29 protein-coding genes are annotated in these 26,146 nt (G+C 58.5%); 15 read left to right on the forward strand and 14 right to left on the reverse strand.

All coding sequences use genetic code 11. The annotated features are described in order from the left end of the window. Nucleotides 1-49 precede the first annotated feature (49 nt). The 8 genes from ACR0AZ_RS04025 to ACR0AZ_RS04060 all read left to right on the forward strand — a co-directional run bounded on the left by ACR0AZ_RS04025 (nucleotide 50) and on the right by ACR0AZ_RS04060 (nucleotide 7,463). The gene (locus ACR0AZ_RS04025; RefSeq protein ID WP_480469610.1) at nucleotides 50-412 is read left to right on the forward strand and encodes a nuclear transport factor 2 family protein; all 363 of its coding nucleotides are present in this window, start codon (nucleotides 50-52) and stop codon (nucleotides 410-412) included. A gap of 70 nt (nucleotides 413-482) precedes the next feature. Beyond that, on the forward strand, nucleotides 483-1,262 hold the full coding sequence (locus tag ACR0AZ_RS04030) for an SDR family oxidoreductase (protein WP_480469611.1): 780 nt from the start codon (nucleotides 483-485) through the stop codon (nucleotides 1,260-1,262). A 2-nt stretch (nucleotides 1,263-1,264) separates the two neighbouring features. Beyond that, nucleotides 1,265-2,377: a hypothetical protein gene (locus tag ACR0AZ_RS04035; protein WP_480666823.1), complete on the forward strand. Its 1,113-nt coding sequence runs from the start codon at nucleotides 1,265-1,267 to the stop codon at nucleotides 2,375-2,377. A gap of 98 nt (nucleotides 2,378-2,475) precedes the next feature. Beyond that, nucleotides 2,476-3,522, forward strand: coding sequence for a methyltransferase domain-containing protein (locus ACR0AZ_RS04040; RefSeq protein WP_480666824.1), 1,047 nt, complete (start codon nucleotides 2,476-2,478; stop codon nucleotides 3,520-3,522). A 45-nt stretch (nucleotides 3,523-3,567) separates the two neighbouring features. Beyond that, the gene (locus ACR0AZ_RS04045; RefSeq protein WP_480666825.1) at nucleotides 3,568-4,689 is read left to right on the forward strand and encodes an ABC transporter ATP-binding protein; all 1,122 of its coding nucleotides are present in this window, start codon (nucleotides 3,568-3,570) and stop codon (nucleotides 4,687-4,689) included. A gap of 120 nt (nucleotides 4,690-4,809) precedes the next feature. Continuing rightward, on the forward strand, nucleotides 4,810-5,592 hold the full coding sequence (gene surE / locus ACR0AZ_RS04050; protein WP_480666826.1) for a 5'/3'-nucleotidase SurE: 783 nt from the start codon (nucleotides 4,810-4,812) through the stop codon (nucleotides 5,590-5,592). After that, nucleotides 5,589-6,239 (forward strand): protein-L-isoaspartate(D-aspartate) O-methyltransferase, encoded by a 651-nt coding sequence (locus ACR0AZ_RS04055; RefSeq protein ID WP_480469616.1) that lies wholly within the window; start codon nucleotides 5,589-5,591, stop codon nucleotides 6,237-6,239. Before surE ends, ACR0AZ_RS04055 begins: the two co-directional genes overlap by 4 nt. A gap of 63 nt (nucleotides 6,240-6,302) precedes the next feature. After that, a complete protein-coding gene (locus ACR0AZ_RS04060) occupies nucleotides 6,303-7,463 on the forward strand; it encodes a peptidoglycan DD-metalloendopeptidase family protein (protein WP_480469617.1) in 1,161 nt (386 codons plus the stop codon). A gap of 63 nt (nucleotides 7,464-7,526) precedes the next feature. Here ACR0AZ_RS04060 and ACR0AZ_RS04065 read toward each other — a convergent pair whose 3' ends face one another. Together ACR0AZ_RS04065 and ACR0AZ_RS04070 are read right to left on the reverse strand one after the other, a co-directional pair. Then, the gene (locus tag ACR0AZ_RS04065) at nucleotides 7,527-8,198 is read right to left on the reverse strand and encodes a helix-turn-helix transcriptional regulator (protein WP_480469618.1); all 672 of its coding nucleotides are present in this window, start codon (nucleotides 8,196-8,198) and stop codon (nucleotides 7,527-7,529) included. Nucleotides 8,199-8,219: 21 nt separating this feature from the next. After that, nucleotides 8,220-8,525 carry a hypothetical protein gene (locus ACR0AZ_RS04070; protein ID WP_480469619.1) on the reverse strand — a complete coding sequence of 102 codons (306 nt, stop codon included), beginning with the start codon at nucleotides 8,523-8,525 and terminating at the stop codon, nucleotides 8,220-8,222. Between the two features lie 218 nt (nucleotides 8,526-8,743). On the opposite strand from ACR0AZ_RS04070, the gene ACR0AZ_RS04075 reads away from it, so the two are divergent. From ACR0AZ_RS04075 to ACR0AZ_RS04090, 4 genes are all read left to right on the forward strand, one after another. Continuing rightward, nucleotides 8,744-8,959, forward strand: coding sequence for a twin-arginine translocase TatA/TatE family subunit (locus tag ACR0AZ_RS04075; RefSeq protein WP_480469620.1), 216 nt, complete (start codon nucleotides 8,744-8,746; stop codon nucleotides 8,957-8,959). Between the two features lie 6 nt (nucleotides 8,960-8,965). Continuing rightward, entirely contained in the window at nucleotides 8,966-9,424 is a 459-nt protein-coding gene (gene tatB, locus ACR0AZ_RS04080) for a Sec-independent protein translocase protein TatB (RefSeq protein WP_480469621.1), read from the forward strand. Next, nucleotides 9,421-10,299: a twin-arginine translocase subunit TatC gene (tatC, locus tag ACR0AZ_RS04085; RefSeq protein ID WP_480469622.1), complete on the forward strand. Its 879-nt coding sequence runs from the start codon at nucleotides 9,421-9,423 to the stop codon at nucleotides 10,297-10,299. The genes tatB and tatC overlap by 4 nt, the downstream gene beginning before the upstream one ends. A gap of 114 nt (nucleotides 10,300-10,413) precedes the next feature. Beyond that, nucleotides 10,414-11,256, forward strand: a complete 843-nt coding sequence (locus tag ACR0AZ_RS04090; RefSeq protein ID WP_480469623.1) for an ATP-binding protein — start codon at nucleotides 10,414-10,416, stop codon at nucleotides 11,254-11,256. Between the two features lie 62 nt (nucleotides 11,257-11,318). Here the strand turns inward: ACR0AZ_RS04090 and ACR0AZ_RS04095 are convergent, their stop codons facing one another. The 7 genes from ACR0AZ_RS04095 to ACR0AZ_RS04125 form a co-directional block, all read right to left on the reverse strand. Next, nucleotides 11,319-11,963 carry an SDR family NAD(P)-dependent oxidoreductase gene (locus tag ACR0AZ_RS04095; RefSeq protein WP_480469624.1) on the reverse strand — a complete coding sequence of 215 codons (645 nt, stop codon included), beginning with the start codon at nucleotides 11,961-11,963 and terminating at the stop codon, nucleotides 11,319-11,321. A gap of 42 nt (nucleotides 11,964-12,005) precedes the next feature. Beyond that, a complete protein-coding gene (locus ACR0AZ_RS04100; RefSeq protein ID WP_480469625.1) occupies nucleotides 12,006-12,254 on the reverse strand; it encodes a hypothetical protein in 249 nt (82 codons plus the stop codon). 242 nt (nucleotides 12,255-12,496) lie between these two features. Beyond that, nucleotides 12,497-14,017, reverse strand: a complete 1,521-nt coding sequence (purF, locus tag ACR0AZ_RS04105) for an amidophosphoribosyltransferase (RefSeq protein ID WP_480469626.1) — start codon at nucleotides 14,015-14,017, stop codon at nucleotides 12,497-12,499. Between the two features lie 644 nt (nucleotides 14,018-14,661). Next, nucleotides 14,662-15,234 carry a CvpA family protein gene (locus ACR0AZ_RS04110; protein ID WP_480469627.1) on the reverse strand — a complete coding sequence of 191 codons (573 nt, stop codon included), beginning with the start codon at nucleotides 15,232-15,234 and terminating at the stop codon, nucleotides 14,662-14,664. 41 nt (nucleotides 15,235-15,275) lie between these two features. Further along, entirely contained in the window at nucleotides 15,276-16,640 is a 1,365-nt protein-coding gene (gene radA, locus ACR0AZ_RS04115; RefSeq protein WP_480666827.1) for a DNA repair protein RadA, read from the reverse strand. A gap of 121 nt (nucleotides 16,641-16,761) precedes the next feature. Then, nucleotides 16,762-17,538 carry a DNA repair protein gene (locus ACR0AZ_RS04120; protein WP_480666828.1) on the reverse strand — a complete coding sequence of 259 codons (777 nt, stop codon included), beginning with the start codon at nucleotides 17,536-17,538 and terminating at the stop codon, nucleotides 16,762-16,764. A gap of 147 nt (nucleotides 17,539-17,685) precedes the next feature. Then, nucleotides 17,686-18,138, reverse strand: coding sequence for a paraquat-inducible protein A (locus ACR0AZ_RS04125; RefSeq protein ID WP_480657463.1), 453 nt, complete (start codon nucleotides 18,136-18,138; stop codon nucleotides 17,686-17,688). Between the two features lie 104 nt (nucleotides 18,139-18,242). On the opposite strand from ACR0AZ_RS04125, the gene ACR0AZ_RS04130 reads away from it, so the two are divergent. Continuing rightward, nucleotides 18,243-18,671: an acyl-CoA thioesterase gene (locus tag ACR0AZ_RS04130; RefSeq protein WP_480666829.1), complete on the forward strand. Its 429-nt coding sequence runs from the start codon at nucleotides 18,243-18,245 to the stop codon at nucleotides 18,669-18,671. On the opposite strand, the gene ACR0AZ_RS04135 is transcribed toward ACR0AZ_RS04130, so the two are convergent. Genes ACR0AZ_RS04135 through alr form a run of 3 tightly spaced genes read right to left on the reverse strand, consistent with a single transcriptional unit; the run spans nucleotide 18,668 to nucleotide 21,224 of the window. Next, nucleotides 18,668-19,414, reverse strand: a complete 747-nt coding sequence (locus tag ACR0AZ_RS04135; protein WP_480469632.1) for an ABC transporter ATP-binding protein — start codon at nucleotides 19,412-19,414, stop codon at nucleotides 18,668-18,670. The genes ACR0AZ_RS04130 and ACR0AZ_RS04135 overlap by 4 nt on opposite strands. Continuing rightward, the gene (locus ACR0AZ_RS04140; protein WP_480469633.1) at nucleotides 19,411-20,193 is read right to left on the reverse strand and encodes an MlaE family ABC transporter permease; all 783 of its coding nucleotides are present in this window, start codon (nucleotides 20,191-20,193) and stop codon (nucleotides 19,411-19,413) included. The genes ACR0AZ_RS04135 and ACR0AZ_RS04140 overlap by 4 nt, the downstream gene beginning before the upstream one ends. Then, nucleotides 20,190-21,224: an alanine racemase gene (gene alr, locus ACR0AZ_RS04145; protein WP_480469634.1), complete on the reverse strand. Its 1,035-nt coding sequence runs from the start codon at nucleotides 21,222-21,224 to the stop codon at nucleotides 20,190-20,192. The genes ACR0AZ_RS04140 and alr overlap by 4 nt, the downstream gene beginning before the upstream one ends. Before the next feature lie 264 nt (nucleotides 21,225-21,488). On the opposite strand from alr, the gene ACR0AZ_RS04150 reads away from it, so the two are divergent. Further along, nucleotides 21,489-22,070 carry a GNAT family N-acetyltransferase gene (locus ACR0AZ_RS04150; protein ID WP_480666830.1) on the forward strand — a complete coding sequence of 194 codons (582 nt, stop codon included), beginning with the start codon at nucleotides 21,489-21,491 and terminating at the stop codon, nucleotides 22,068-22,070. 3 nt (nucleotides 22,071-22,073) lie between these two features. Here ACR0AZ_RS04150 and ACR0AZ_RS04155 read toward each other — a convergent pair whose 3' ends face one another. Continuing rightward, nucleotides 22,074-23,564, reverse strand: a complete 1,491-nt coding sequence (locus tag ACR0AZ_RS04155) for a replicative DNA helicase (RefSeq protein ID WP_480469636.1) — start codon at nucleotides 23,562-23,564, stop codon at nucleotides 22,074-22,076. A gap of 201 nt (nucleotides 23,565-23,765) precedes the next feature. Next, nucleotides 23,766-24,443: an orotate phosphoribosyltransferase gene (locus tag ACR0AZ_RS04160; protein WP_480666832.1), complete on the reverse strand. Its 678-nt coding sequence runs from the start codon at nucleotides 24,441-24,443 to the stop codon at nucleotides 23,766-23,768. Nucleotides 24,444-24,856: 413 nt separating this feature from the next. On the opposite strand from ACR0AZ_RS04160, the gene ACR0AZ_RS04165 reads away from it, so the two are divergent. Continuing rightward, complete coding sequence (locus tag ACR0AZ_RS04165) at nucleotides 24,857-26,137, forward strand: alginate O-acetyltransferase AlgX-related protein (protein WP_480666834.1); 1,281 nt, start codon at nucleotides 24,857-24,859, stop codon at nucleotides 26,135-26,137. The last annotated feature ends 9 nt before the right edge of the window (nucleotides 26,138-26,146 follow it).

The following is a 26,146-nucleotide window of genomic DNA, read 5'->3' on the forward strand; positions in this document are numbered from 1 at the left end:
GGCCTTATGGCAATAAGAACATATAGTGAACAAATGATGGAGTGAATCAATGAATTTGAAAGAAATCTCAGAAGAACTGGTTGCCGGATGCCGCGAGAATCGGGCCAAGGAAAACCTCGGGAAGCTCTACGCGCCTGATGCTGTTTCGGTTGAGGGTCAGGATTTTGCCGGTATGGGGCGCGAAACGCATGGTGTTGAGGCCATTCGTGGCAAGCATGAATGGTGGGAGGGCGCGCATGAGGTGACAGGCGCGTCGGTCAGTGGCCCGTACCCGCATGGCGAGGATCGCTTTGCCGTGATCTTCGAGGTGCAAGGCAAGGTGAAAGAAACCGGCGAAAACTTTGATATGAAAGAGGTCGGTGTCTATCACGTGGCCGATGGCAAAATCGTTCGGGAAGAGTTCTTCTACTGAGCAAGCTATACATTCTGGTCTTCCTCTGCGGGCCGGTGCTAGATGTGCGGAAGATTTGGGGAGGATCAGAATGGATCTGGGAATACGCGGAAAACGCGCGCTGGTTTGTGCCAGCAGCAAAGGCTTGGGGTTGGGCTGTGCCGAAGCATTGGCCGAGGCCGGAGTCGATCTGGTGATGAACGCGCGCGGGGCCGAAGCGCTTGAGGCCGAGGCGACGCGGTTGCGGGCTGAATATGATATCGACGTGCAGACGGTGGCCTGTGATGTGACCTCGGCTGAGGGCCAGGCGCAGGTGATCGAAGCAGCACAGAACGTTGATATCCTTGTGACAAATGCGGGTGGGCCTCCGCCCGGACTATGGTCGGACTGGGAACGGGACGATTTCATCAAAGCGCTGGATGCCAACATGCTGACGCCGATTGCGTTCATCAAGGCCCTGCTGCCGGGGATGATGGACAAGGGCTGGGGCCGGGTGGTGAACATCACTTCGCAATCCGTTCGCGCGCCGATTGCCGTTTTGGGCCTGTCCAATGCAGCGCGGACTGGATTGACCGGTTATGTTGCGGGCACCTCACGTCAGGTGGCGCCTCATGGTGTGACCATCAACAACCTTCTGCCGGGTATTCATGCCACCGACCGGGCCGATGCGCTGGACAGCAATGTTTCGCTGCAGAAGAATATCTCGATTGAGGACGCTCGGGCCGAGCGCGCCGCAACGATCCCGGCCCGGCGCTATGGCACGCGGCAGGAGTTTGGGGCGGCCTGCGCCTTCCTGTGCTCGCAGCATGCCGGGTTTATCGTCGGGCAGAATATCCTGCTTGATGGCGGCGGCACCAATCTGACGATGTAATCATGGCGCAGGGTTATTCGCTCAAGGATCAGTTATTCAACGCTGAAAAAACGAACTATCTCAGCGGTTTGTTTTCTGACGTTGAGGCAAGTTTCGATGCTTCGGCGTTTGAGGCGCAGGTGATGTCACGCCTGCCGGATCTTGAATTGAAGGAGCGGATGGCCTGGATCGCTGAATGCCTGCAACAGGCCGTTCCGGGCGATCTGCCACAGGTTGCACCGGTGATCCTGCGCGCATTACCGCCCCCGCTTGATCCCGACAAGACGGATGACGATTTCGGCGACTTCATCTTTGCGCCGTTGGGCGATTGGGTGGTCTCGGTCGGGCTGGATCATCCGGAGCTGGCATTGGACGTGATTGAGGAGCTGACCCAGAGGTTCTCGATGGAATGGGCGATCCGTCCGTTTCTGAACCGGCATCCCGATTTGGTGCTGGAGCGGATGCAGGACTGGTGCGGGCATTCCAGCTATCATGTCCGCCGACTGGTCAGTGAAGGAACGCGACCTCGGTTGCCATGGGGGCAGGGAATTGGGTTGGACCTGTCTGATCCGCTGCCGCTGCTGGATCGGTTGCATGGTGACCAGACGCGCTATGTCACGCGGTCGGTGGCCAATCACCTGAATGACATCACCAAGAAAAACCCCGATCTGGTGCTGGAGCGATTGCAGGGCTGGCGAAACGGCGGGCAGCAATCCGGGGATGAGTTGTCGTGGATGACGTCGCATGCATTGCGGGGATTGGTGAAATCGGGCCATCCGGGTGCGATGACAGCGCTGGGATACGACCCCGAGGCCGATATATCGGTTGATGTTCAGGTGAACGGAGATGCCCGGATCGGGGAAGCGCTGGACTTTTCGACCACGCTCGCGGGTGCAGCCAAGCAACCGGTTCTGGTGGATTATATCATTCACTTTCAGAGACCTGGGGGCAAAGTCTCACCCAAGGTTCATAAACTCAAACAAACAGTTCTTGTGGACGGCACGCTGACGCTGTCGAAGCTTCATAAGCTCAAAGGCAATGCTACTACCTTTAAACTGGTGCCCGGTCCGCATCGGTTGGAAATACAGGTGAATGGACGTGTTCGCGCAAGCGTTCCGTTTGAGCTTTTGGCCTGAGTTGGGTCACGCTTTCGTCAGATTACGTGCCTCTGGATTGCGGCTCGTATGGGGTGGCATTAGCTGCTGTACAATCGACTGAAAGAAGGAATGCTCAGATGAAGCATGAGGCTGTGCAGAACTACTATGGCGAAGTGCTTCAGGGTAGCGCCGATTTGCAGACGAACGCGTGTTGTACTCCGGATGACATGCCGGATCACGTCAAAGGAATTCTGTCGCAAATTCATGATGATGTGCTGACACGTTACTATGGTTGCGGATTGATTGCCCCGCTGGACCTTGAGGGGATGAGCATCCTTGATCTGGGCTGTGGTGCAGGGCGGGACGTGTATGCTTTGTCTGCGATGGTGGGTGAGACGGGCCGCGTTGTGGGAGTGGACATGACGCCCGAGCAACTGGACGTGGCGCGCGCGCATCAGGAGTTCCAAGCCAAGGCTTTTGGGCATTCATCCAGCAATGTCGAATTCCACCACGGCTATATCGAAAAGCTGGATGAGCTGGATTTGGAACCCGGAAGCTTCGATATCATCGTGTCGAACTGCGTGATCAATCTGGCGACCGACAAGGCCGCGGTTCTGCGCGGTGCGCATCGGTTGCTGAAAGAGGGCGGCGAGATGTATTTCTCGGACGTCTATGCTGATCGCCGGGTGCCCAAAGCGATGGCCGAGGATGAAGTTTTGTACGGCGAATGTCTGTCAGGTGCGCTTTACTGGAATGACTTTCTGTCGATGTCACGCGAAGCGGGATTTGGTGACCCGCGCCGGGTCACGCATCGACCGCTGACCATTGAAAACCCGGTTCTGGAACAACGCGTTGCGCCTTTGAGCTTTATCTCGGCAACTTACCGTTTGTTCAAACTGTCCGGGCTGGAACCCGCTTGCGAAGATTATGGTCAAGCCGTGATTTACAAGGGCACGATCCCCCACGCGCCGCACAGGTTCGTGCTGGACGATCACCATGCCATTGAGGCCGGTAAGGTCTTTCCTGTCTGCGGCAACACCAGGATGATGCTGCAGGATACACGATTTGCCCGGCATTTTGAGTTCATCGGCGATTTCTCGACCCATTACGGTATCTTCGAAGGTTGCGGCGGTGACAGCCCGTTTGTTGTCGAGGGCGACACAGCGTCCACCGGGTGTTGCTGACGCCTTGCGCCTGAGAGGCGGGGTTGTTATCCCCGCCTAAGCCCGATGGATTTGATCGGGAAAAGGCTACGGGGTCCATCGGTGAACGTGACGACAACTCCTCCGCGACTGGAGATCCGCAATATGGTGGCGCGCTTTGGCGGGCGGACCGTTGTGGATGATGTCTCGCTGACGGTGCAGGCGGGGCAGGTCACCTGTCTGCTGGGGCCGTCGGGCTGTGGTAAGTCGACCACCTTGCGGATGATCGCGGGGGTTGAGATGCAGACCTCGGGCGAGATCTATGTCGATGGCAAGCTGATCTGCGATACGGTGTTCCGGGTGCCACCCGAGCGGCGCGAGATCGGCCTGATGTTTCAGGACTTTGCCCTGTTTCCGCATCTGAGCGTCGCTGACAATGTGGGCTTTGGCCTGAAGGGCAGCAAAGACGAAAAACGCGTCCGGGTTGAAGAATTGCTTACCAAGGTCGACCTGATGCGCTTCATCGATGGCTTCCCGCATCAGCTTTCGGGCGGGGAGCAGCAACGGGTGGCGTTGGCCCGTGCCCTCGCGCCACGTCCGCGGATCATGTTGATGGATGAGCCATTCTCGGGCCTCGACAACCGTTTGCGTGACGGAATCCGGGATGAGACGCTGGCGATTCTCAAGGAAGAAGACGCCGCCGTTCTGCTGGTCACGCATGAGCCGGAAGAGGCGATGCGGATGGCCGATGAAATCGCATTGATGCGGCGCGGCAAGATCGTGCAGCAGGGCGCGCCGTATAACGTCTATACCCGCCCTGCGGACAAGGCTGCCGTAGCATTCTTCAGTGATGTCAACGTTCTGCAGGCGCAGGTTAATGGGGCGTTGGCGCAAACTCCCTTTGGTCGCTTTTTGGCACCCGGCGTGCTGGACGGAACCGATGTCGAAATCGTTTTTCGACCGCAACACGTGAAACTGGATTTTGATCGCAACGGCAAAGGCCCGATGCCCACGCCGACCGATGGCGTGGCTGCTCGCGGCGTGGTCGAGAGAGCCCGGTTTCTGGGCAATGAAAGTCTTGTCGAGTTCCGGATGGACTATGACGGATCGATCCTGAAAGCGACGGTTCCGAATGTCTTTGTGCCGAAAGAGGGGCGCGTCATGTGGCTGACCATCCGCCGCGATCGGTGCTTTGTATTCCCGGCCTGAGGCCTTAAGACCACGATTTCCGTCCGAGTGGTGCGCGAATGCCGCAGATTGGGCCCGCCGGTCGCTTGCCGCAGCGCTGGGGCGGGTCTATCAAGGGCGAAACGCAGGGGTGGACCGGGCATGCGCATTCTTCTGACAAATGATGACGGCATCAACGCGCCGGGCCTTATCGTGCTTGAAGCGATAGCCAAAGAGCTGGCCAGGCCTGACGGAGAGATCTGGGTTGTGGCCCCGGCCTTCGAGCAATCAGGGGTAGGCCATTGCATCAGCTATACGCATCCGATGATGGTCGCCAAGCTGGGTGAGCGCCGGTTTGCGGCCGAGGGCTCTCCGGCGGATTGCGTGTTGGCGGGGCTGCATGACGTGATGAAAGATACGCCGCCCGATCTGGTTTTGTCCGGTGTGAACCGAGGTAATAACTCGGCGGAAAATGCATTGTATTCCGGTACGTTGGGCGGCGCAATGGAAGCGGCTTTGCAGGGTGTTCCTGCAATAGCGTTGTCGCAATTCTTCGGTCCGCGCAATCTGGGTCTGGACGATCCCTTTGAGGCTGCGGCCCGCCATGGCGCGGCGCTGATCCGCCGCATTCTGGATGCAACACCGCAGGCACAGGGCGATTATCGGCTGTTTTACAATGTGAACTTTCCACCGGTTCCAGCCGATGAGGTTCTGGGTACTCGGGTGGCGTCACAAGGATTCCGCCGCGATACTCATTTCTCGGTCGAGCCGCACAGCTCGCCCTCGGGCCGCAGGTTCCTTTGGATCAAAGGTGGGTATCAGCACAACCCGACTGCACCCGGGACGGATGCGGCGGTGAATCTGGATGGATACATCTCGGTCACGCCGATGCGGGCCGATCTGACGGCGCATGACGCACTTGAGGCGTTGAAGGTCATCGAATGACAGGACCAAGCGCGGAAACCACCATGCAGTTTCTGTTTGCCCTGCGCTCGCGCGGGGTGACTGACGCGCGCGTGCTGGCGGCGATGGAGCAGGTGGACCGGGGACGCTTTGTCAAAGGTTTGTTTGCTAAGCGCGCCTATGAGGATACGCCGCTGCCGATTGCCTGCGGGCAGACGATCAGCCAGCCCTCGGTCGTGGGGTTGATGACGCAGGCGTTGAAGGTGAGCCCTCGGGACACGGTGCTGGAGGTCGGGACCGGGTCGGGCTATCAGGCGGCGATCCTGTCCAAGCTGGCGCGGCGAGTTTATACAGTGGAACGGCACACGCGGCTGGTACGCGAAACCGGGCAGCTGTTTCGGGAAATGGGCCTCACCAATGTCACCGCGATGTTGTCGGATGGTTCGTTTGGTTTGCCCGAGCAGGCTCCGTTTGATCGTATCATTGTGACCGCAGCCGCCGAGGACCCGCCCGGGCCGCTCTTGGCGCAGTTGAAAATCGGCGGTATCATGGTGTTGCCGGTGGGACAATCGGATGCGGTTCAGACCTTGATCCGTGTGACACGCACCGAAACCGGACTGGACTATGACGAACTCTTACCCGTTCGTTTCGTGCCCTTGTTGGAGGGGCTGGGAAAAGACGGAGTTTAAAGGTATATTCAGAGTTATACGCTGGAACCCCGAAGAACAGGGGCAGGTGTTGAGGACAGTATAATGAGAGCAGTTTCTAAATCAGCAATGCGTCGCTGTGCGACAGGTGTGGCCGCCCTGACAATTCTGGCCGGGTGCGAAGGGCCGTTCGATTATGACCTGCGCGGCAATGTCGGCGGATTTTCGACCACTGACGCCGCGCTGGCCGCGACCGCCAGCCGACCCACACCCGATGCGCGTGGCGTGATCACTTATCCCAACTATCAGGTTGCCGTGGCGCGCCGGGGCGACACGGTGGGCGATGTGGCCAGCCGCATCGGCATGCCGGTGGCCGAGTTGGCCCGGTTCAACGGGTTGCAACCCAACGACTCGTTGCGGGATGGGGAAGTTCTGGCCCTGCCACGCTCGGTCGGTGGCGGCGGGAGCGGTGTAGACATTGCGTCCATTGCCGGCACCGCGATTGATGAGGCACCGGATACCGGTTCCGTTCAAACCACTGCCCTGGCACCCGTTCAGACCGCCCCAGCTCCCGCGCCGTCGGGGCCCGAGCCTATCCGGCACAAGGTCAAGCGGGGTGAGACGGCCTATACGATTTCGCGCCTGTATCAGGTGTCGGTCGAGTCGCTGGCCGAGTGGAACGGGCTGGGGTCGGATTTCGCGGTGCGCGAGGACCAGTATCTGCTGATCCCGGTCAAGAACCAGCCAGCGCCGCGTGCTGCCGCACCGGCTGCCACGGCGACCGCGGTGACACAGCCGGGCGAGGGCTCTCCTACACCGACGCCGCCCAGTGCAACGCAACCCCTTCCGGATGAGAAGGTTGCCGTCGCCACGCCTGCGCCGGATGTCACCGCCGAAGCACCCACCAATTCTGGAACATCAGCTCTGGCGCTTCCAGTGGGTGGCACCATCATTCGTACCTATGAGAAGGGTAAGAACGAGGGCATCGATATTGCAGCCGCACCCGGTACTACGGTCAAGGCGGCCGAGGCGGGGACGGTTGCCGCGATCACTGCAGATGCGGATCAGGTTCCGATCATTGTGGTCAAGCACAACAACGACTTGCTGACGGTTTATGCCAATGTCGACAATATCACCGTCAAGAAAGGTGATCGGGTACGTCGGGGCCAGAAGCTCGCTGCCCTGCGCGGTGGCGACAATGCTTATGTGCATTTTGAGGTGCGCCAGGGCTTTGAGTCGGTGGACCCGGAACCCTATCTGAAATGACCGGAATGGCCCGTTCCGGGCCATGCCTCCGGCGGGGATATTTAGGGCCAGATGAAGGGCGGATCACGCGTAAGGATCGTAGTCGCTGAGCCGTTTGCCGGGTTCGTCGGTGAAGAGTTCCGGCAGCGGTCTGATGGATTCGATCAGGTCGATGCGGAAGACGCGGAAGGCATCGCGTAGTTCGCACCAGGCGGTGAGGGTCCAGACGCGTCCCCAGTATTCCATGTGCAGCGGGCGGATCGTGCGATCTGTCAGGGCGCCGTCTATGCGGCGGTAGTTGAGATGCAGTTTCTGGCGTGATTTGATCGCGGCGCGGATCGGAGCCATATGGGCCAGCCCGCGCGTGGCATCGGCAAAGGGATAGACGGCGAATTTCCAGCTGTCGGCCTCGGCAATGACCTGAGTGGGCAGGACGGCATCAATCTTTTCGGCCAGAGATTCGGCGGCGGATTTGAGATCAGGATCAGCAGCCTCGGCCACGATTGCCATGCCGAGGTTCAACGCCTCTAGTTCAGCCGGTGTCAGGTTCAGCGGGGGCAGGGTGATCTGTTCGCGCACCATGTAACCCACGCCACGTTCGCCTTCGACCGGAACGCCCGAGGCCACCAGCGTATCCATGTCGCGATAGATCGTGCGGACCGACACTTCGAGCCGGTCCGCGATATCCTGCGCGCGGTGCAGCTTGCCGTCGCGCAGGATCTGGATGATGTCGAACAGGCGGTCAGTGCGGCGCATGACACGCCGTCCGGACCGCGTTTAGGCGGTCATGTTCCATAGCACATTCTCATGGCGCATCTGGACACTGTCGGGGTCGATCACCGCCATCATCGCAGCGGCGCAATCCTGCTGCATGAAGGCGGCGGCAGCGTCTTGTGCGGATTTCATATCGGTCCAGACGACATAATCCGTCCAGCGGCCATCCTCGCCTTGGCTGAGTTGACGGTGCGCAAAGCCGGGGGCGGCGCGCACGAAGGCCTCGGACGCCTGGCTGAGTTTCACATATTCCTCTGGCGTGGTGCCGTCGGTGAGGGTGAAGGTGACGATTTCTGCGACATGGGTCATGTGGTTCTCCGTTGACCAGGTTTCGATATCGTCTTTCTAGGGCTTTACAACTGACATAAACCTGTCAGTTGTGAAAAGCCAGCCCGCAAAAAATGCGCGATCCGTTCAAATTCGCGCGCAGATTCTGCCTGCCGCACTTTTGCTGGCGCGCGCGCAGGCGTAGACACGAGGCGAGACATATTCCCGGCGCGCTGCGCCGACGTAGAAGGAGACAAGACATGCTCAACAATATCGGCCTTCCCGGCCTGCTGCTGATCGCCGTTGTGGTTCTGGTGCTGTTTGGCCGCGGCAAAATCAGCTCGTTGATGGGTGAAGTGGGCAAGGGCATCACCGCGTTCAAGAAGGGCGTCAAGGACGGCTCGGAAGAGTTGGAACAGGACGCATCCGATCTGGCCAAAGACGTCACCCCTGAGACCGACAAAGACAAGGTCTGAGCCTAGATGTTTGATCTGGGCTGGACAGAGCTTTTGGTCATCGGCATCGTCGCGTTGATCGTGGTGGGGCCGAAGGACCTGCCTGTGCTGTTTCGCAATGTCGGACGGTTCGTCGGCAAGGCGCGCGGTATGGCGCGCGAGTTCAGCACCGCGATGAACGAGGCGGCGGATGAGGCTGGCGTCAACGAGATCAAGAAGGGCCTGAAGGCGGCAACCAATCCGGTGGGCTCTGCGATGGACGGCATCAACGAAGCTGCCCGTGACGTAGCCAAGTCCATCGATCCGACCAAGTTCGACCCTGACAGCGAAACGGGCAAGCTGGCCACCGAACGGGCCGAACAAGCCAAGAAGATTCAGGCCACGACCGCCCGTGCTGCCGCTGAACGCAAGGCCAAGGAAGCTGCGGATGCGCTCGCCAAGGCGGAAGAGGCCGAAGCGGCGTTGAAAACCGAAAGCAAGACATGACCAAGACCGACGAGATCGAGGACAGCTCGGCACCATTGATCGAGCATTTGGCCGAGTTGCGCACACGGCTGATCCACTGCGTTGTGGCGTTCCTGATCGGCATGATCATCTGTTTCACCGTGGCCACGCCGCTGTTCAACTTCCTCACGCAGCCTTTGTGTGAGGTGCTGACCGAGCGTGGGCAGGATTGCGGGCTGATCTTCATCTCGCCGCAGGAAGGCTTCTTTGTCGCCATCAAGGTCTCGTTGCTGGGCGGTTTCATTCTGGCGTTCCCCTATATTGGGATGCAGATGTGGCGGTTCGTGGCGCCGGGATTGTACAAATCGGAAAAGAACGCGTTTCTGCCGTTCATGCTGGCCTCGCCCTTCATGTTCCTGCTGGGGGCGAGCTTTGCGTTCTATGTCGTCACGCCGCTGGCCTATGATTTCTTCCTTGGGTTCCAACAGTTTGGCGCTGAAGGGGAGGCCGTTGCCGAAGGCACGACCGCTCCGCTGAGCGTGGTATTTCAGGGCTCGGCGCAGGAATATTTGAACCTAACCATCAAGTTCATCGTCGCCTTTGGTTTGTGCTTTCAGCTGCCCGTATTGCTGACACTGATGGGCAAGGCAGGCCTGGTCAGCGCCGAAGGTCTAGGCGCAGTGCGCAAATATGCGGTGGTTGGCATTCTGGTGCTGGCAGCGATCGTGACGCCGCCGGACGTGATCACTCAAATCATCCTCTTTGTGGTGGTTTACGGGCTTTATGAGATCTCAATATTCCTTGTGGCTCGTGTCGAGAAAAAGCGCGAAGAACAGCTGCGGGCCGATGGCTACTATGACGATGAAGAAGCCGAGGCAGACGCAGACATGATGCAGGATTACGAAGAGACCAAGTAATCCGCTGCAGGATCTGAAAAGGCGCACCCTGAACCGGCGCGCCTTTTTCATGCGCTGCTCTTGTTGTGCCGCGCGGAACATGGTTGAACGCCGCAAAACACCCCGGAGGAGCCGATGGACGATCAAGCCTTGAACCGCATCGCAGACGCGTTGGAACGAGTGGCGCCTGCGCCCTTGGCTACACCTGATTTCAACGCGGCCCCGGCCTTCGTCTGGCATGTCGAACCCGACCGGCTGGAGCCCGTCACTAAGGTCAATCGGGTCGATCTGGATTTGCTGGTGGGGATCAACAGGTCTCGTGACACTCTGCTGGATAACACACGCCGCTTTGCGGCTGGCTACAAGGCCAATAACGCGCTGCTCTGGGGCGCGCGCGGAATGGGCAAATCCAGCCTTGTCAAAGCCGTCCATGGCACGCTGCAGGATGAGCATCCCGACCTGAAACTGGTGGAACTGCAGCGCGAGGATATGGCCTCGGTCGCGCGCCTGCTGAACCACCTGCGCTCTGCGCCGCACCGGTTCATCCTGTTCTGTGATGATTTGTCATTCAGCCACGATGATCAGCATTATAAGTCGCTCAAGGCGGTACTGGACGGCGGCATCGAAGGCCGCCCTGAGAATGTGGTGTTCTACGCCACCTCGAACCGCCGCCATTTGATGCCGCGTGACATGATCGAAAACGAACGCTCCAGCGCCATCAACCCGTCTGAGGCGGTCGAGGAAAAGGTCTCACTCTCCGATCGTTTCGGTCTGTGGCTGGGCTTCCACCCCTGCGATCAGGACGAATACCTCGCCATGATCGACCGCTACTGCGCCGCTCACGGCGTCAAGGTCGATCCGGAAACCCTGCGCGCCGAGGCCATCGAATGGCAAGCCACCCGCGGTTCGCGTTCGGGCCGCGTGGCCTGGCAATTCTTCGTCGACCTCGCCGGGCGCAACGGCGTTCATATCGCGTAATCCGCCCGCTTCATCTGGCCAAAAATATCCCCGCCGGAGGCATGGCCCGCAAGGGCCATCCCCTATAGCTGCGCCAGAATACGCGCCGCCTCATCCGCAGTGCTGGTCAACACATCTCGATCCTCACCGGGATGGAACCGCGCGCGCACGGCTGTGGGCATCGGGGCAGGCTCAAAAATCGATACGCGCGGACCGGTCCGCGCCGTCTCAGCCGCCCAGCTGCGCGCCAGCGCCATCTGTGCTGCTTTGGTGGCGCCATAGATACCATAGAACTTCTCGCCCGCTTTCGGGTCATCAAAGAACACCGCATGGCCGGCATCGCCAAGCAAGGGCGTCACATACGGGATCAGAACCGAGGTGGCCGTCGCATTGGTGTTAATGGCCTTGGCCCATTCCTTCGGATCAACAAAATGCGCAGGCGTCAGTGCCGAGGTGTGGATCGCCGTGTGCAGCCACAGATCGATCTTGCCCCAGCGGTCATGAATACCCCGGCACAGCGTTGCCATCGCGTTGGGATCGGCGATGTCCATCGGGGCCAGGGTGGCCGAGCCGCCTTTGGCCTGAATGCGGTCGTCCAGTTCTTCCAGCCCGCCTTGGGTACGGGCGACGGCGACGATGTGATAGTCGGGGGAAAGGGCTTCGGCCAGCGCCGCGCCCAACCCGCGCGAGGCCCCGGTAATCAGGGCGATTTTGGTCTGATCGGTCATGAGGGGGGTTTGAACCCGTCCGCGCAAAGCGTCAAGTCAGGATCAACCGCCGGGAATGTCGATCCGGCGGTTCTGGCCGCTTTGTCGCAGCACAACGCCCTGTTCATCAATCGCCATCACGCGACCAGAACCCAGCCGACCGCCGGGTTTCACCTTCTTAACCCGCCCCGAAGACAATCGGACCAGAGCCTGCAGTTCGGCCTTTGGGCCAAATACGCCCAGGACCGAAACCGAATTCTTCTTCAACGCACCCCGCTGCGTGGCTGCGCTTTTGACCGTTGTATTTGCCATGATCTGCGGTCGGGCTATGCGCCCCGACCCCGTATAGTGAGTGGTTCGAGGCGCCGCGTAACATGGGCTATGTCGGAGCTAAAGAGCCGTTATGTTCACATTTGGGGGAGCAGAAATGCCACCCGGGCAAGCCGCTGTGGACTCAGCAAAAATGATGAGCGGATTTTGACCGAGAGCACTTATAGCCAAGCCGCAACTGGCCTTCTATGCCATCGCTCAATGGATTGCCTGTCAGACAACGTTCAGCCCGAGGCCAGTTTCGCCGCGTTCCATGAGCTGCCGACCACCTGCATATCCTCACGCTTCTTGCTGACCCGGCTGCTGTTTTCGAGGCTGTCCAGATAGTCCTCGTTCACCCCGGTGATGTAGTTTCCGTCAAAGCAGGAACAGTCGAAGGCTTCGATCTCGGGGTTACCTTCCTTGGCGGCCCAGATCAGATCGTCGAGATGCTGATAGAACAGCGCATCTGCGCCCAGTTCCTCACGGATTTCTTCGATCTCTTTGCCATTGGCAACCAATTCGGCCTTGGTGGGCATGTCGATGCCATAGACGTTGGGATATTTCACCGGCGGTGAGGCGCTGGCGATATAGACCTTCTTTGCACCGGCCTCGCGGCACATCTGGACGATCTTCTTGATTGTATTGCCACGCACAATCGAGTCGTCGATCAGCAACACGTTATGCCCGTCGAACTCCAACGGCACCGCGTTGAGTTTGCGGCGCACGGATTTCTGCCGTTCTTCCTGACCGGGCATGATGAAGGTGCGGCCTACATAGCGGTTCTTCACCAGGCCCTCGCGGTAAGGAATGCCGGTGATCTTGGCTGCTTCGAGCGCGACAGGGCGGGCGCTGTCTGGAACGGGGATGATCCGATCGATCTGAAGGCCCGAGTCTTGAATTTGCTTTGCCAGCGTTTGGCCCATCCGCATCTGGGTCTTGTAGACCGATACGCCATCCAGCAAGGAATCTGGCCGCGCCAGGTAGACATACTCGAAAATACAAGGGGTCAGCTTGCCTTCGACGGCTTGGAACTCATGCATGTTGCCGTCAAGATCGATCAGAATCGCCTCGCCGGGGCGCAGGTCGCGCAGCTTATCAAACCCGTTGATGCCAAAGGCCACATCTTCCGAGGCGAAAGCATAATCATCCCCAACGCCCGGTGCCTCGCGTTTCGCCACTGAAAGAGGCCGGATGCCATAGGGATCACGGAAGGCCAGCATGCCGACGCCGGCGACCAGACAGATCACCGAATAGGCGCCCTGAATGCGCTCCATCGTCATTTTCACGCCGGCAAACAGGTTGCGGATCGGGTCGGCGTTGCCATTCACCTTGATCGCATCAGCGACCTTGTCGGCCAGCACGTTCAGCAGGACCTCGGAATCCGACGTGGTGCGCAGGTGGCGGCTGTACTTGGCCGTGACCTTCTCGCGCTGTTCTTCGGTGTTGGTGATGTTGCCGTTATGGACGAGGTAGATGCCATAAGGGGCGTTCACGAAAAACGGCTGCGCCTCGGCCGCGCTGAGCGAGCCTGCGGTGGGATAGCGCACATGGCCCATGCCGACCTTACCCAGCAGGGTTTCGGCGTCGCTGGCGTTGAATACATCCTTGACGAGGCCGTTGGCCTTTTTCTCGCGGAAGAATTCACCATTATAGGTCACGATGCCTGAGGCATCCTGACCCCGGTGCTGCAGCATCAGCAACCCGTCATAGATTTCCGCAAAGACATCATGTGTCCGGCTTGCGATCCCCAATATCCCACACATACACGGGCTCCAATTTCTATGACTTGTTCTGGCTGGCGTTTCGGTCGGGTCGGCTGCGGGTCGGTATCCGAATGTGGTGTTGTTGACCGCTCAGGCGGCAAACAGGCACAAGCGCGAGGGCGGCTAGTGCGAAAGAAAACAGATACAGCAAGATCGGCAGCTCCGATTCCATCTCGGTACGGCCTCCACATAATGCCAAACGATGCGTGTGTCATCAAAGGATCACATTTGTGATTTGCCACAGGCGAGATTTGTACATGCCGTGGGTTTGGGATGACAAATGGGCAGACCTATGCTGTCATATGTTCGCGAGTGTTTTTGCAGACACTCTGGCAACACTGGGTGGAGCACAGCTATGTGGCAACACAAACAGAACAGGCCAAAAGAAGAACCCGTCAAACGGCGGTGTCATCGCTGTCGCGGGGCCGGCCGCGCACCCTGTGAGATCTGCAAAGGCAGCGGCGAGGTGGTCAAGAGTCGCGACCAATTCGGCAAACCTATCTCAAGCCGGTGCGACGGGTGTTTTGGGCTGAAAAGCATCCGGTGCAATATCTGCGGTGGAGAAGGGTTCGTTTGATCCCTGCGGCCTGGGCATGAAAAAGCCCGGTCGAAGCCGGGCTTTCATCAGTTCAGTTTGACTGCGTTCAGCCTTCCGACGCGCTGTCTGCGGTGCAGCTGGCAACCAGCTGTTCATACTGGGCGGTGACCCAACCCAGCGCAGCTTCGGGGTTTTGTTCTTCGATTTTACCGCTGAACTGTTCGAACACTTTGGCCGAGCGGCTTTCGTCGACGATTGTATAGGACTGACCGGTCATCACGGTGTCGTAGACAAAGAACGCAATCGCAACCAGCAGGATGCCGCGTGCAATGCCGAAGAAGAACCCAAGCGCCTGATCCAGCCCGCCAATCGCCGAGCGTTGCACCAGCGATGAGAACAGCGGTGTAAAAATGCTAACCACGATCAGAGCGATTGCGAAGACCGCAGCAAAGCCGGTAATAACCGAAAGCTCGCAACTGTCGCGCAGGAACTCTCCGACCACCGGGACCTCTTTCACCAGCGGCACGGCTTGCGGTGCGAAGATGAATGCCAGAACGGCGGCGGCGACCCAGCCCGCGATGGCCAGAACCTCGCGCATGAAACCGCGTGAGTAGGCCAAAAGGCCTGACAGCACGATGATCAGGGCGACAACCCCGTCAATTATTGTAAAACCTTCCATGGCCCTCGCCTGTTCTTTTTACTGCCCCTCGGGGCGCGACCTTAACCTGCTCCGAAGGTTTCGCCAACAAACCCCACCAAATCAGAGGGTCGGGTGAGTGTCAGACCTGCCACAGTGCCGGTTTTGCCACCCGCCGGAGCAATTGCCGCTGTGAAACCAAGTTTTTGCGCTTCTTTCAACCTGTTTTCGGTTTGTGGGGCGGGTCTAAGTGCCCCCGACAGCGAGATTTCTCCGAAAACCACAGTATCGGCAGGCAGGGCGGTATCTTCGCGGGCGCTGAGCAGTGCGGCGGCAACCGCGAGGTCTGCGGCGGGTTCAGAGACTTTCAACCCTCCGGCCACGTTGAGATAGACATCGAGCCCGGCAAAGGGGATGCCGCAACGGGCTTCGAGTACGGCGAGGATCATGGCGAGCCGCCCGCTGTCCCATCCCACCACCGTGCGTCGGGGCTGCGAATGGGGCGAGGGCGCAACTAGTGCCTGCAGTTCGACTAACACGGGGCGGGTGCCTTCGATGCCTGCGAAGACGGCTGATCCGGGGCAGGGTGTGCCACGCTCCGACAGGAACAGGGCCGAGGGGTTGGTAACCTGGGCCAGACCCTTGCCCGTCATCTCGAATACGCCGATCTCATCCGCCGGGCCAAAGCGGTTCTTGACCGCGCGCAGGATGCGGAACTGGTGTCCACGCTCACCTTCGAAATAGAGTACGGTATCGACCATATGTTCGACAACGCGGGGGCCAGCGATCTGGCCTTCCTTGGTGACATGGCCAACCATGATGATCGACACGCCGTGGCGTTTGGCGAATGTCGTCAGTTCATGCGCTGCGGCGCGGACCTGACTGACCGAGCCCGGCGCGCTATCCACATTGTCAGCCCACATGGTCTGGATCGAGTCGATGATGGCGAGGCCTGGTTTTTCGGCCTCTAGCGTGGTGAGGATGTCGCGCAGGTTGGTCTCAGCGGCCAGTTGGACGGGCGATTCCTCCAGACCCAACCGGCGTGCGCGCATCCGAACCTGCGCACTGGCTTCTTCACCCGAGACGTAGATGGTTTTGATCCCATTGCGAGCAAAGCGGGCAGCCGCCTGCAAAAGAAGGGTGGATTTGCCGATACCGGGGTCTCCACCAACCAGCAGGGCCGAGGCGGGGACGAGACCACCGCCAAGGACGCGATCCAGTTCTTCTACGCCGCAGAGGGTGCGGGGCGGAGGTGTTTCTTCGGTCGACAGGTCGGTGAGCGCGATAGACTGGCCGCGCTTGCCGCCGAGTGATTTCTTGGCCGGTCCCGCCGAAAGGGGCGCTTCCTGAACAATGGTATTCCATTCGCCGCAGCCATCGCAGCGACCGGACCATCTTGTATGCGAGGCACCGCAGGCGGAGCAGGTGAAGGATTTTGTCTTAGCCATGCCGCCCTTCGTGCCCCAGGCGGGGCGGTTCTTCAAGCCCTTGCGGGCTTTCCTCACCGCCGGGGGTGCGCCGCATCGTCAGGCCCTGCGGGCCATCCTCTGCGGCGGGCGCTGAAAGCGCCTATTCCGCGGCACGCGGCGGGGTCATGGCAACCACGCTGCCGGGTGTTTGATCGTCCGTCGGGGATTGCAGCTGCGCCGACAGTTCCGGCAGCAGGTCGAACAGCTCATCCCTGAGGCGCGCGAGTTGGGATTTGGCGATGGATTCCTCGATCTCGATATCGCGGGTCCACTGACGCAGCTCGTGCTGGATGGTCTGGGCATCTTCGATCCGGTGCTGGAATTGCTCGACCTCTTCCTGCCGTTGCCGCAGGAAGGCGCGGGCGCGCTCTACTTTGGCATCTCCGTAGGTTTCAGCCAGTTCCTGGCTGATCTGGCTCATCTGTGCGGCCAGTTCCAGCACCTGGGGTTCAAGCCCCTGAAGATCGGGATGGTCGCGCAGGAAGGCCATACGCTCTTTCACCGCGTCGAATTCGGATGACAGCGCGAAGGTGCCGTTGCGGTCAGCAGCATGGGCGAGTTGGTAGGCACCGGCCACATCCTGCATGTTGAGAGAGAAGTTGCGGTGCGTCCGCTCCAGCGCCATCATTCGGGCGCTTGAGGGCAGATAGAAGGTCAGCATAAGGATCAGCGCGGTCAGGCCGATCTGAACGTAGGGACCAGCGTCTATCGCGGCACCACCGCTGAGGCCAGCCTGCAGGGACAGCCACGGCAGGATACCGAAGGCGGACAAAACAGTTGTTGTGACCGCGAATAATGCGGCGGCGCAGATCAGGAAAAATGTCAGTTTCAATAAGGCATTCTGAAATTGCAATGTGATAGAGTGAAGGGCGGCCATGATGTCGATCTCCTTCTTTAACCGATACGAAACCGGGTCAAAGCGGACGACAATCAAGCACGATCTGGTCCGCTGAGGACCCGTGAACTACAAAAACGTTGCTGCTCGAAATATCATAAAGATACTCAGAAATGCGTTTTCAATCAATTACGTCTGAGGTTTTCGTGATCCAGATGTCATCTCTGTAATGTGACCTAGGGTCAACGAAGCGAGGATGCAGCCGGTGAACAGGTAAAGGCCCCAGGCTGTTTCGATGGTGGCGTATGAGATGCCTTTGGCCAGTGTGATGTAAAGCGCGATGAGGAAGATATCGGCCATCGCCAGCTTGCCGAGGATGTTCAGTGCGGGTTGGACGCGCGGGTCCAGCAGGTTCCATTGGATCAGCGCGGTCCCGATGGTTTTGATGTAGGGTGCGAAGAGGGCGAAGACGGTGACAATCAACGCGAGGAAGATGTCGGACTTCCACAAGGACTGGAGCCCGGTGATGACGCTTATTTCGCTGAGACCGAAGATCGGCAAGAGCCCTGCGCGCATCAGCGGGGCGAACCACGCGATGGGGTAGAGGATCAGGAGTGAAAGGGTGGCGAGGCGGAGGGTCATATGTACTTTTTAGGTGTTCCGCCGCCTATCGGGCGACGCGTTTCAGTTATGTGTTAGCTTAATTCAAGAATTCAAACTCGTTTTTGTCAGTGGGGAGACCTCAGATGCCAGCTTTTGTGGCTTTCAAGTCAATTGTTGATCCTTCGGATTGCGATTTTCTGGGGCATATGAATGTCTCGCGGTACTTTGCGGCTTGCTCAGATTCGGTGTTTGCTATCCAATCGGAGATGGGATTGAACGCAGACGATATGCGTTCGGGACGGCAGCTATCATTTGCGGTGGTACATGCGGAGAGTAGTTTCCTCGCCGAACTTCGAGCGGGGGAGGCTATTCAGATGGAGAGTGAGGTACTCGAGATAGGCGGGAAGTCGGTCACCTTCCGACACAGATTGCTGCGCTCTGCCGACAGAAAAACTGTATTCTCAACAGTGTTCAAATGCGTCTTGTTAAATCTCGAATCTCGAAAAGCCGAATTGCTTCCAGATGAGGTTGTCGCGAGCGCGAAAAACTGGCTAGTGAGTGAGAAAGATTAGCGCACTGCCTCAATCGGCCCCTCTGCACTCCCGCTGATGAACTGCTCCACATAGGGATCGCCCGAGGCGTCCATCTGGCTGACCGGGCCGGTCCACTGGATCACGCCTCCGTGCAGCATGGCCACGTTGTCGGCAATCGCGCGGACCGAACTCATATCGTGGGTGATGGTCATCGCAGTGGCTCCCATCTCGGTCACGATCTCGCGGATCAGGTCGTTGATGACGCCGGACATGATGGGATCGAGGCCGGTGGTGGGCTCGTCAAAGAAGATGATCTCGGGCTCGGCGGCGATGGCGCGGGCGAGGCCGACGCGCTTTTGCATGCCGCCTGACAACTCGGCGGGGAAGCGGTCGGCGACGTTGGATTTCAGACCGACGCGGCGCAGTTTTTCGATGGCGATTTCGCGCGCCTCATCCGCCGGGCGTTTCAGCGAGCCGCGCAGTAGGCGGAAGGCGACGTTTTGCCAGACGGGCAGGGAGTCAAACAGCGCAGCACCCTGAAACAGCATGCCGAAACGCGCCAGAAACGCATCCCGGTCACCTTTCTGGGCGTCCTTGCCGTCGACATAGATCATGCCGCTGTCAGGCTTGATCAGGCCGAGGATGCATTTCAGTGCCACGGATTTGCCGGTGCCCGAACCGCCAATGATGACCATCGAGGTACCCTTGGGAATTTCAAGGTTCATGCCTTGCAACACGTGATTGTCGCCAAAGGCCTTATGTACGTTCTCCATCCGGATCATAGCGAGAAGAACACCCCTGTGAGTACGAAATTGGCGGCGAGGATCAGCACGGCGGCGGCCTCGACCGAACCTTTGGTGGCGCGGCCCACGCCCTGCGCGCCGCGGCCCGAGGACATGCCGTAGTAGCAGCCCATGATGGCGGCGATGACGCCGAAGGCGGCCCCTTTGACCAGCGACGAGACGATGTCGCGGGTTTCAAGGAAGTCTACGGTGTTTTTTAGATAGGCCGCTGGGTTGAAGCCCAGATTTTGCGTGGCCACGGTGTAACCGCCTGCGATGCCAATGATATCTCCGACCCCGACCAGCGCCGGGACGGTGATTAGGGCGGCCAGCACGCGCGGGGCGGTGAGGTATTTCATCGGGTGCGTGGACAAAGTGACCAGAGCGTCGATCTGCTCGGTCACTTTCATCGTCGCAATCTCGGCGGCGATCGAAGACGTCACGCGGGCGGCGATCATCAGGCCGACCAGCACCGGGCCAAGCTCTCGCACCATGCCGATGGCGACGATCTGGGGCACCACGGCCTCAGCATTGAAACGCGCGCCGCCTGCGTAGATCTGCAGCGCCAGCGCGCCGCCGGTGAAAATGGCGGTCAGGCCAACCACGGGCAGGGACAGCCAGCCGATGTTCAGCAGGGCGATGCCGAATTCGCGCGGATAAAACGGGGGGCGGAAAATATGCGAAACCGCGTCGAGCGCGAACAGCGCGACGCGGCCAAACGCGGCCAGCATGTTCAGGATGGCGCGTCCCAGCTCACCCAGCAATGAGATGGGGTTCATTCCACGTAGCCTCGGGAATAGCGGCTGCCGAGCGAGGTCAGGATTTCATAGCCGATGGTTCCGGCGGCCTCGGCCAGATCATCGACGGTTTGGTGCCCGTTCAGGATACGCAGGCGATCAGGTTTGTACGGCAAGTCGGTAACATCCACGGTGATCAGGTCCATCGAGATACGTCCTACCACCGGGCAGGGCTGATCACCAGCGAATGTATCAATGCCGCCGCCGATGGCACGATGTAGCCCATCGGCATAACCCGCCGCGACGGTTGCGATCCTGGACGGGCGGCGCGCGGTCCAGCTGTTGCCGTAGCCCACGGTCTCACCCACCGCGACGTCGCGCACTTGAATCACCGGAAGATCAACAGTCACCACCGGCTTGGCTCCGGCAAAGGGCATCCCGCCATAGAGACCGATGCCCGGACGGCAGAAGTCAAAGTGGAATTCAGGCCCCAGCAGAGTGCCCCCGGTTGCGGCAAGCGAGCGGGGGGCTTCAACCCCGTCGGTCATCTGCTTGAATGTGTTGAGCTGCTGGCGGTTCATCGGATGGTCGGGTTCGTCCGCGCAGGCCAGATGAGACATCACCACCAGTGGATCAAGTTCCAACGCTTTGTGCCGCAGTTCGGCCCAGTCCGCCGGTTCCAGGCCCAGACGATTCATTCCGCTGTCCAGCTGGATGCCGAAACGATGATCCGGCAGCGCCTCGAGGTGACGTTTGAACTGCTCGGGGGAGTTGATCAGCGGAGTCAGATTATGGTGGCGCAGCAGATCGGTATCGCCTTCCATATGGCCAGAGAACACGGCAACCAGTGCCTCGGGTCCCACGGCCTCGCGAACGATGGCGCCTTCTTCGGCAGCAGCGACAAAAAACTTGCGCACGCCTTCTTCAGCCAGCGCCCAGGCAACCGGTTCCGCGCCCAGACCATAGGCGTCAGCCTTGACCACGGCGCCGGTTTCGACTTCCGTCTTTGCATCCAGCGCGCGCCAATTGTGGGCGAGCGCGTGCAGATTGATCGTTAAACGTGCAGTACTCATGATCCCGTTCAAGACATTGCCCGTTCCAAGGTCAAGAGGGAATGGTGATTTGAAAACGGGTTTCATGTATCGATATGATATCGCCGCGCCGCGAGGCCAATAAATCCAAGGATTTGCGCGACTTGTCGCAAAGCGGCAAAAGGTATCGGATTGTATTCACATCAGTGTTAAAACGCGTTGGCGGGGCCTATCGTTCATGTTTTTCACGCGGGTTGTTAAGCAAACCGATGTGCCGGTTGCATTACCACACGGGGCATGGGCGCTATGCCCACCGATTACATGGGAATGAGAGGCATCAACATGGCCATCCAGTTCATATCTGGTCACGACCAGCGCGCAGCCGATATTGTGGCGCTTTTCACTGCCGTTTTTTCCGCTTCGGAAGGTGCAGATGAAGGCAAGCTGATCGGCTCACTGGTGCACGACCTGATCACGACCACGCCGGATGGCGATCTCTATGTGTTTTCGGCAGTTGAGGGGGATGCTTTGCTGGGCTGTATCTGCTTGTCTCGTCTACGCTTTGATCAGGACGCTCGGCAGGTGCTTATCTTGTCACCGGTCGCGGTCAGCACAGAACATCAGAGGGGTGGCGTGGGGCAAGCGCTGATCACGCATGGATTGGATCAGTTACGTAAGGCGGAGGTTGATATGGTGTTCACCTATGGCGACCCGGCTTATTACGGCAAAACCGGCTTCCAACCGATCTCGGAGGCGTTTGCAAAGGCTCCAATGAAGTTGAGCTATCCTCACGGCTGGTTGGCACAATCTCTGACCGAAGCCGAGATGACACCCCTCAAGGGTGCGTCGCATTGTGTTGAGGCGTTGAACCGGCCCGAGCTCTGGTAGGCGTCAGTACCCTTCGATCTGACCGTCCTGTTGCCAGGGTTTGACCAGATTGCCGAAGCGAGTAAATTGTGCCTCGAAGGATAGCTCGACCGTGCCGATGGGGCCGTGGCGCTGCTTGCCGACGATGACTTCGGCTTTGCCGTGCAAGCGTTCCATGGCCTGCTTCCATTCTTCCATCTTTTCCAGCTCGTGATCGCCGGGCTTTTCGCGTTCCTTGTAATATTCCTCGCGGAATACGAACATCACCACGTCGGCGTCCTGTTCGATCGAGCCTGATTCCCGCAGGTCAGACAGTTGCGGGCGTTTGTCGTCGCGGTTTTCCACCTGACGGGAGAGCTGAGACAGCGCGATCACCGGGATGTTCAACTCTTTGGCGATGGCCTTCATGCCCATCGAAATCTCGGCGATTTCGTTCACGCGATTGTCGGCCATGCCGCGGCAGAGCTGCAGATAGTCGATCACCAGCAGGTCCAAGCCGTGCGTCCGCTTCAACCTCCTCGCGCGGGCGGCAAGTTGTGAGATCGGCAGGGCGGGGGTGTCATCAATGAAGAGCGGGCAAGCTTCCAGTTCCTTGGCCGCGTCCACGAAGCGGCGGAACTCGGCTTCGGTCATGTCGCCTTGCCGGATTTTGTGTGAGGAAATCTCGGAAGCTTCGGCCAGAACCCGGCCTGCCAGCTGCTCGGCGCTCATTTCGAGCGAGAAGAACCCAACGACGCCGCCGTCAATGGCGCCCTCTGAGCCATCCGGCTTGGTGCCGCGTTTATAGGCCTTGGCCACATTGAACGCCACGTTGGTCGCCAGCGAGGTTTTCCCCATCGATGGGCGCCCCGCCAGAATAATCAGGTCGGACGGATGCAGACCCCCAAGCTGCTTATCCAGGTCGGCCAGACCGGTGGAAATCCCCGCCATGCCGCCACCGCGCTGGTAAGCCTCGTTGGTGACGTTGACGGCTTCTGTGACCGCCTTGAGGAAGGATTGAAAGCCCTGTTCGGTCTGGCCCTGCTCGGACAGCTGGTAAAGTTGTTGCTCGGCTTCGACGATCTGTTCCTTGGGCTCACTGGATACATCGACCCGTGCTGCCTTGTCCGAGATGTCGCGACCCAGCCGGATCAACTCGCGCCGGATGGCGAGGTCATAGATCATCTGAGCATAGTCATGCACGGCAAAGGCGCTGATCGAGGCTCCGGCCAGTTTGACCAGATAGGCCGGGCCGCCCAATTCTTTCAGGCCCTCGTCTTCGGCCATGAAGGATTTCAGCGTCACGGGTGAGGCCAGCGCATTCTTGGCTATACGTGTGGCTGCCACCTCATAGATGCGGGCATGAACCGGATCATAGAAATGCTCGGCCCCGATGATCGAGGCGACCCTGTCATAGAGATCATTATTTGTCAGAATCGCGCCCAGAAGTTGCTGCTCGGCCTCGATCGAATGCGGCATGGTTTCCGGATTCTGAATCTGTGCCGCTGCCTGCTCGATACTACTGATCTCGTTCATTGCTGCTCTCATCGTCCCCATGGGACAAGGTCCATAGCTTAGACCTGCGAGTCGGGGCAAATTGTATGTTTTTGGGGATAGGTTGTGAATATCTCCCGACCCCTGCATATTGAAGCAAGATGGGGTCGAGCGTCAACATATTGTGCGATTGGTGCCTGTCGCGCGACCTCTGTTTCCAGTTTGAAAACAGTTGTCGCGACGTCAACTTTTGTTGGCTTCCTGCCACCCGCGCGGGTCGCTCAGGAAGGCTTCGACACCGCTAAGGGTCTCTTCGTCAAAGGCCTTTTGCGCCTTGGCCTCGGCCAGAACATCCCACCAGGTGCATAAGGAGTGCAGCTTCACGCCGTGGTCACCCAGCGTCTTCTCGGTCTCGGGGAAAATACCGTAGTAGAAAATCACGGCCGTATGCCCGCAGGTCGCACCCGTTTCGCGGATCGCATCCACGAAGGATAGTTTCGAGCCGCCATCGGTTGTCAGATCCTCGACCAGCAGAACGCGTTCACCTTCGCTCATCGCGCCTTCGATACGGGCGTTGCGGCCATAGCCTTTGGGCTTCTTGCGCACATAGGTCATCGGCAGAGCCATCCGCTCGGCAACCATGGCCGCGAACGGGATGCCTGCAGTCTCGCCGCCAGCGATGTTGTCAAACGCCTCAAAGCCTGCGTCGCGCATCACGGTGACGGTCAGAAAGTCCATTAGGGTCGAGCGGATGCGTGGGTATGAGATCAGTTTGCGACAATCGATATAGGTCGGGCTGGGCAGGCCGGATGCCAGCGTGAAGGGCTCGCGCGAGTTGAAGTGAACAGCCTTGATCTCCAGCAGCATCCGTGCGGTCAGGCGGGCGATTTCGGTGCTGTCGGGGAAGGAACTGGGGATCATGGCGCAAACCTCTGGGCTGGAAGGGTGTCGCAGGCTGATAGCCCGACCTCCGGTCCGGAGTCGAGAGGCGAACACCGAAAAGAAAAGCGGACCCCCAAGAGATTCTCGACTGGGGCAGTTGTGGTTTAATTCAACTAGATTCAGGCCGATTAATTTGAATTTTCGATCAAATACTGCCGAAAAGCCAACAGCTGATACGAAAGGGTGACCTATCTGACACCAGCGTATGCTAAGCCTCGTAAGCTTGACAGCAAGCAGACGATAAGCATCCTGCATCGTAGCATTATGCAATAATAGCCGAGCCGAAGCCGAGTATTTCCATTGGATCAAGTGTAAGGTGTCACGTCTAATTGAATAGTAACTAGTATTGGAGGTAGCATTGCAAAGAAGAAGAGATTGGCGGCTTTCTAGCCGTGGCCATTACGATGGTAGCTGCTGCGCTTGCCTTTGCATTATTGTCGGCAGATTCAACGCCAACAACACCTGATAGCAGACGACTTTTTGGACTTTGGAGGTTTCGTCACGTCGTATTCTTCTTTGGAATGCTTCTTGTTGCAGTTTATTTGTTTCTACTGGCACTTGGTCGGAGAGAACAACAGTTTACATTTCTAGGAACAGTGTTGGTTTGCGGAGTTTTTTTCGCATTTGTTGAACTACTTGGGCAAATCGGGTTGTTCAGCTGGCAATCGCTGATCAAAAGCCAGGGAACAGATCTTTATGAGCTGGGGTTTGCTCGTGTGCCGGATGTTGATCGTGAAATAACTTCTGGACAAGACACAGCCTTGGCTTGGGGACTCCCGAGCGAACCAATTGTATTTGATTTCAAAACCGATCCGGTTGGATTCAGGAACGCATCGGATTCCAGAAACGCTGCTGTAGTGCTGATTGGTGACAGCTTTGTCCAAGGCCCATTGGTACAGCAAAAGGATACACTGGATTCGTTTTTGTCTAACGAAACTGGCCTGCAAGTCGCTCAGGCGGCGCTTTTGGGGTTGTCGCCGCAAGCGGGTCAAGGTGTTTTCTGGAAATCTGGCATTCCGGCCAAGGATAAAGTTATTGTTCAGTTTATATTCGGCGGTAATGATCTGTGGGATTCCTATTTTTATGAGGCGAGAGGAACTGACGATATTGTCGAAGATTCTCGTGATGTACACGACCCGCATTACCCATATCTGACTAGAATGGTGTGGGATGCATTTACGACATTAACCGACCGGCAGCGCGGGCTGAGTGGACTGGATATTTGTCATATTGACGGAGATGTCTATACGTTTCGATGGACGTCTTGGATCATAAATGGATACGAGGACCAAGCTGCTAACATTACAAAGTCAATGGAAGAATTCGCTGCACGTATCGAGGAAGAAGGTGGCGAATATCTCGTTGTTTACATTCCGTCAAAGCTTCGGGTGCTTTCACCATATTGCACCTTCCCAGAGGACAGTAAGTTGGCAAATGTAGAAAGTCATCTGTCTCCGCTGCGTGAGGACATTCAGGCATGGTCGAGCGCAAGTGGAGTGCCCTTCCTCGACCTTACGTCAGCATTGCAAGAACAGGTGGAAACCGGTGAAAACCCGTGGTTTTGGGGTGATACACATTGGAGTGCAATTGGTCACGCCGTTGCTGCGAAGGAAATCGCAAAATGGGCACCTTTTCAAGACGCTATAAATCGAATGGTACATAGCGGCGGGTAAAGCTGACTT

Source organism: Ruegeria sp. BE3 (assembly GCF_056538865.1).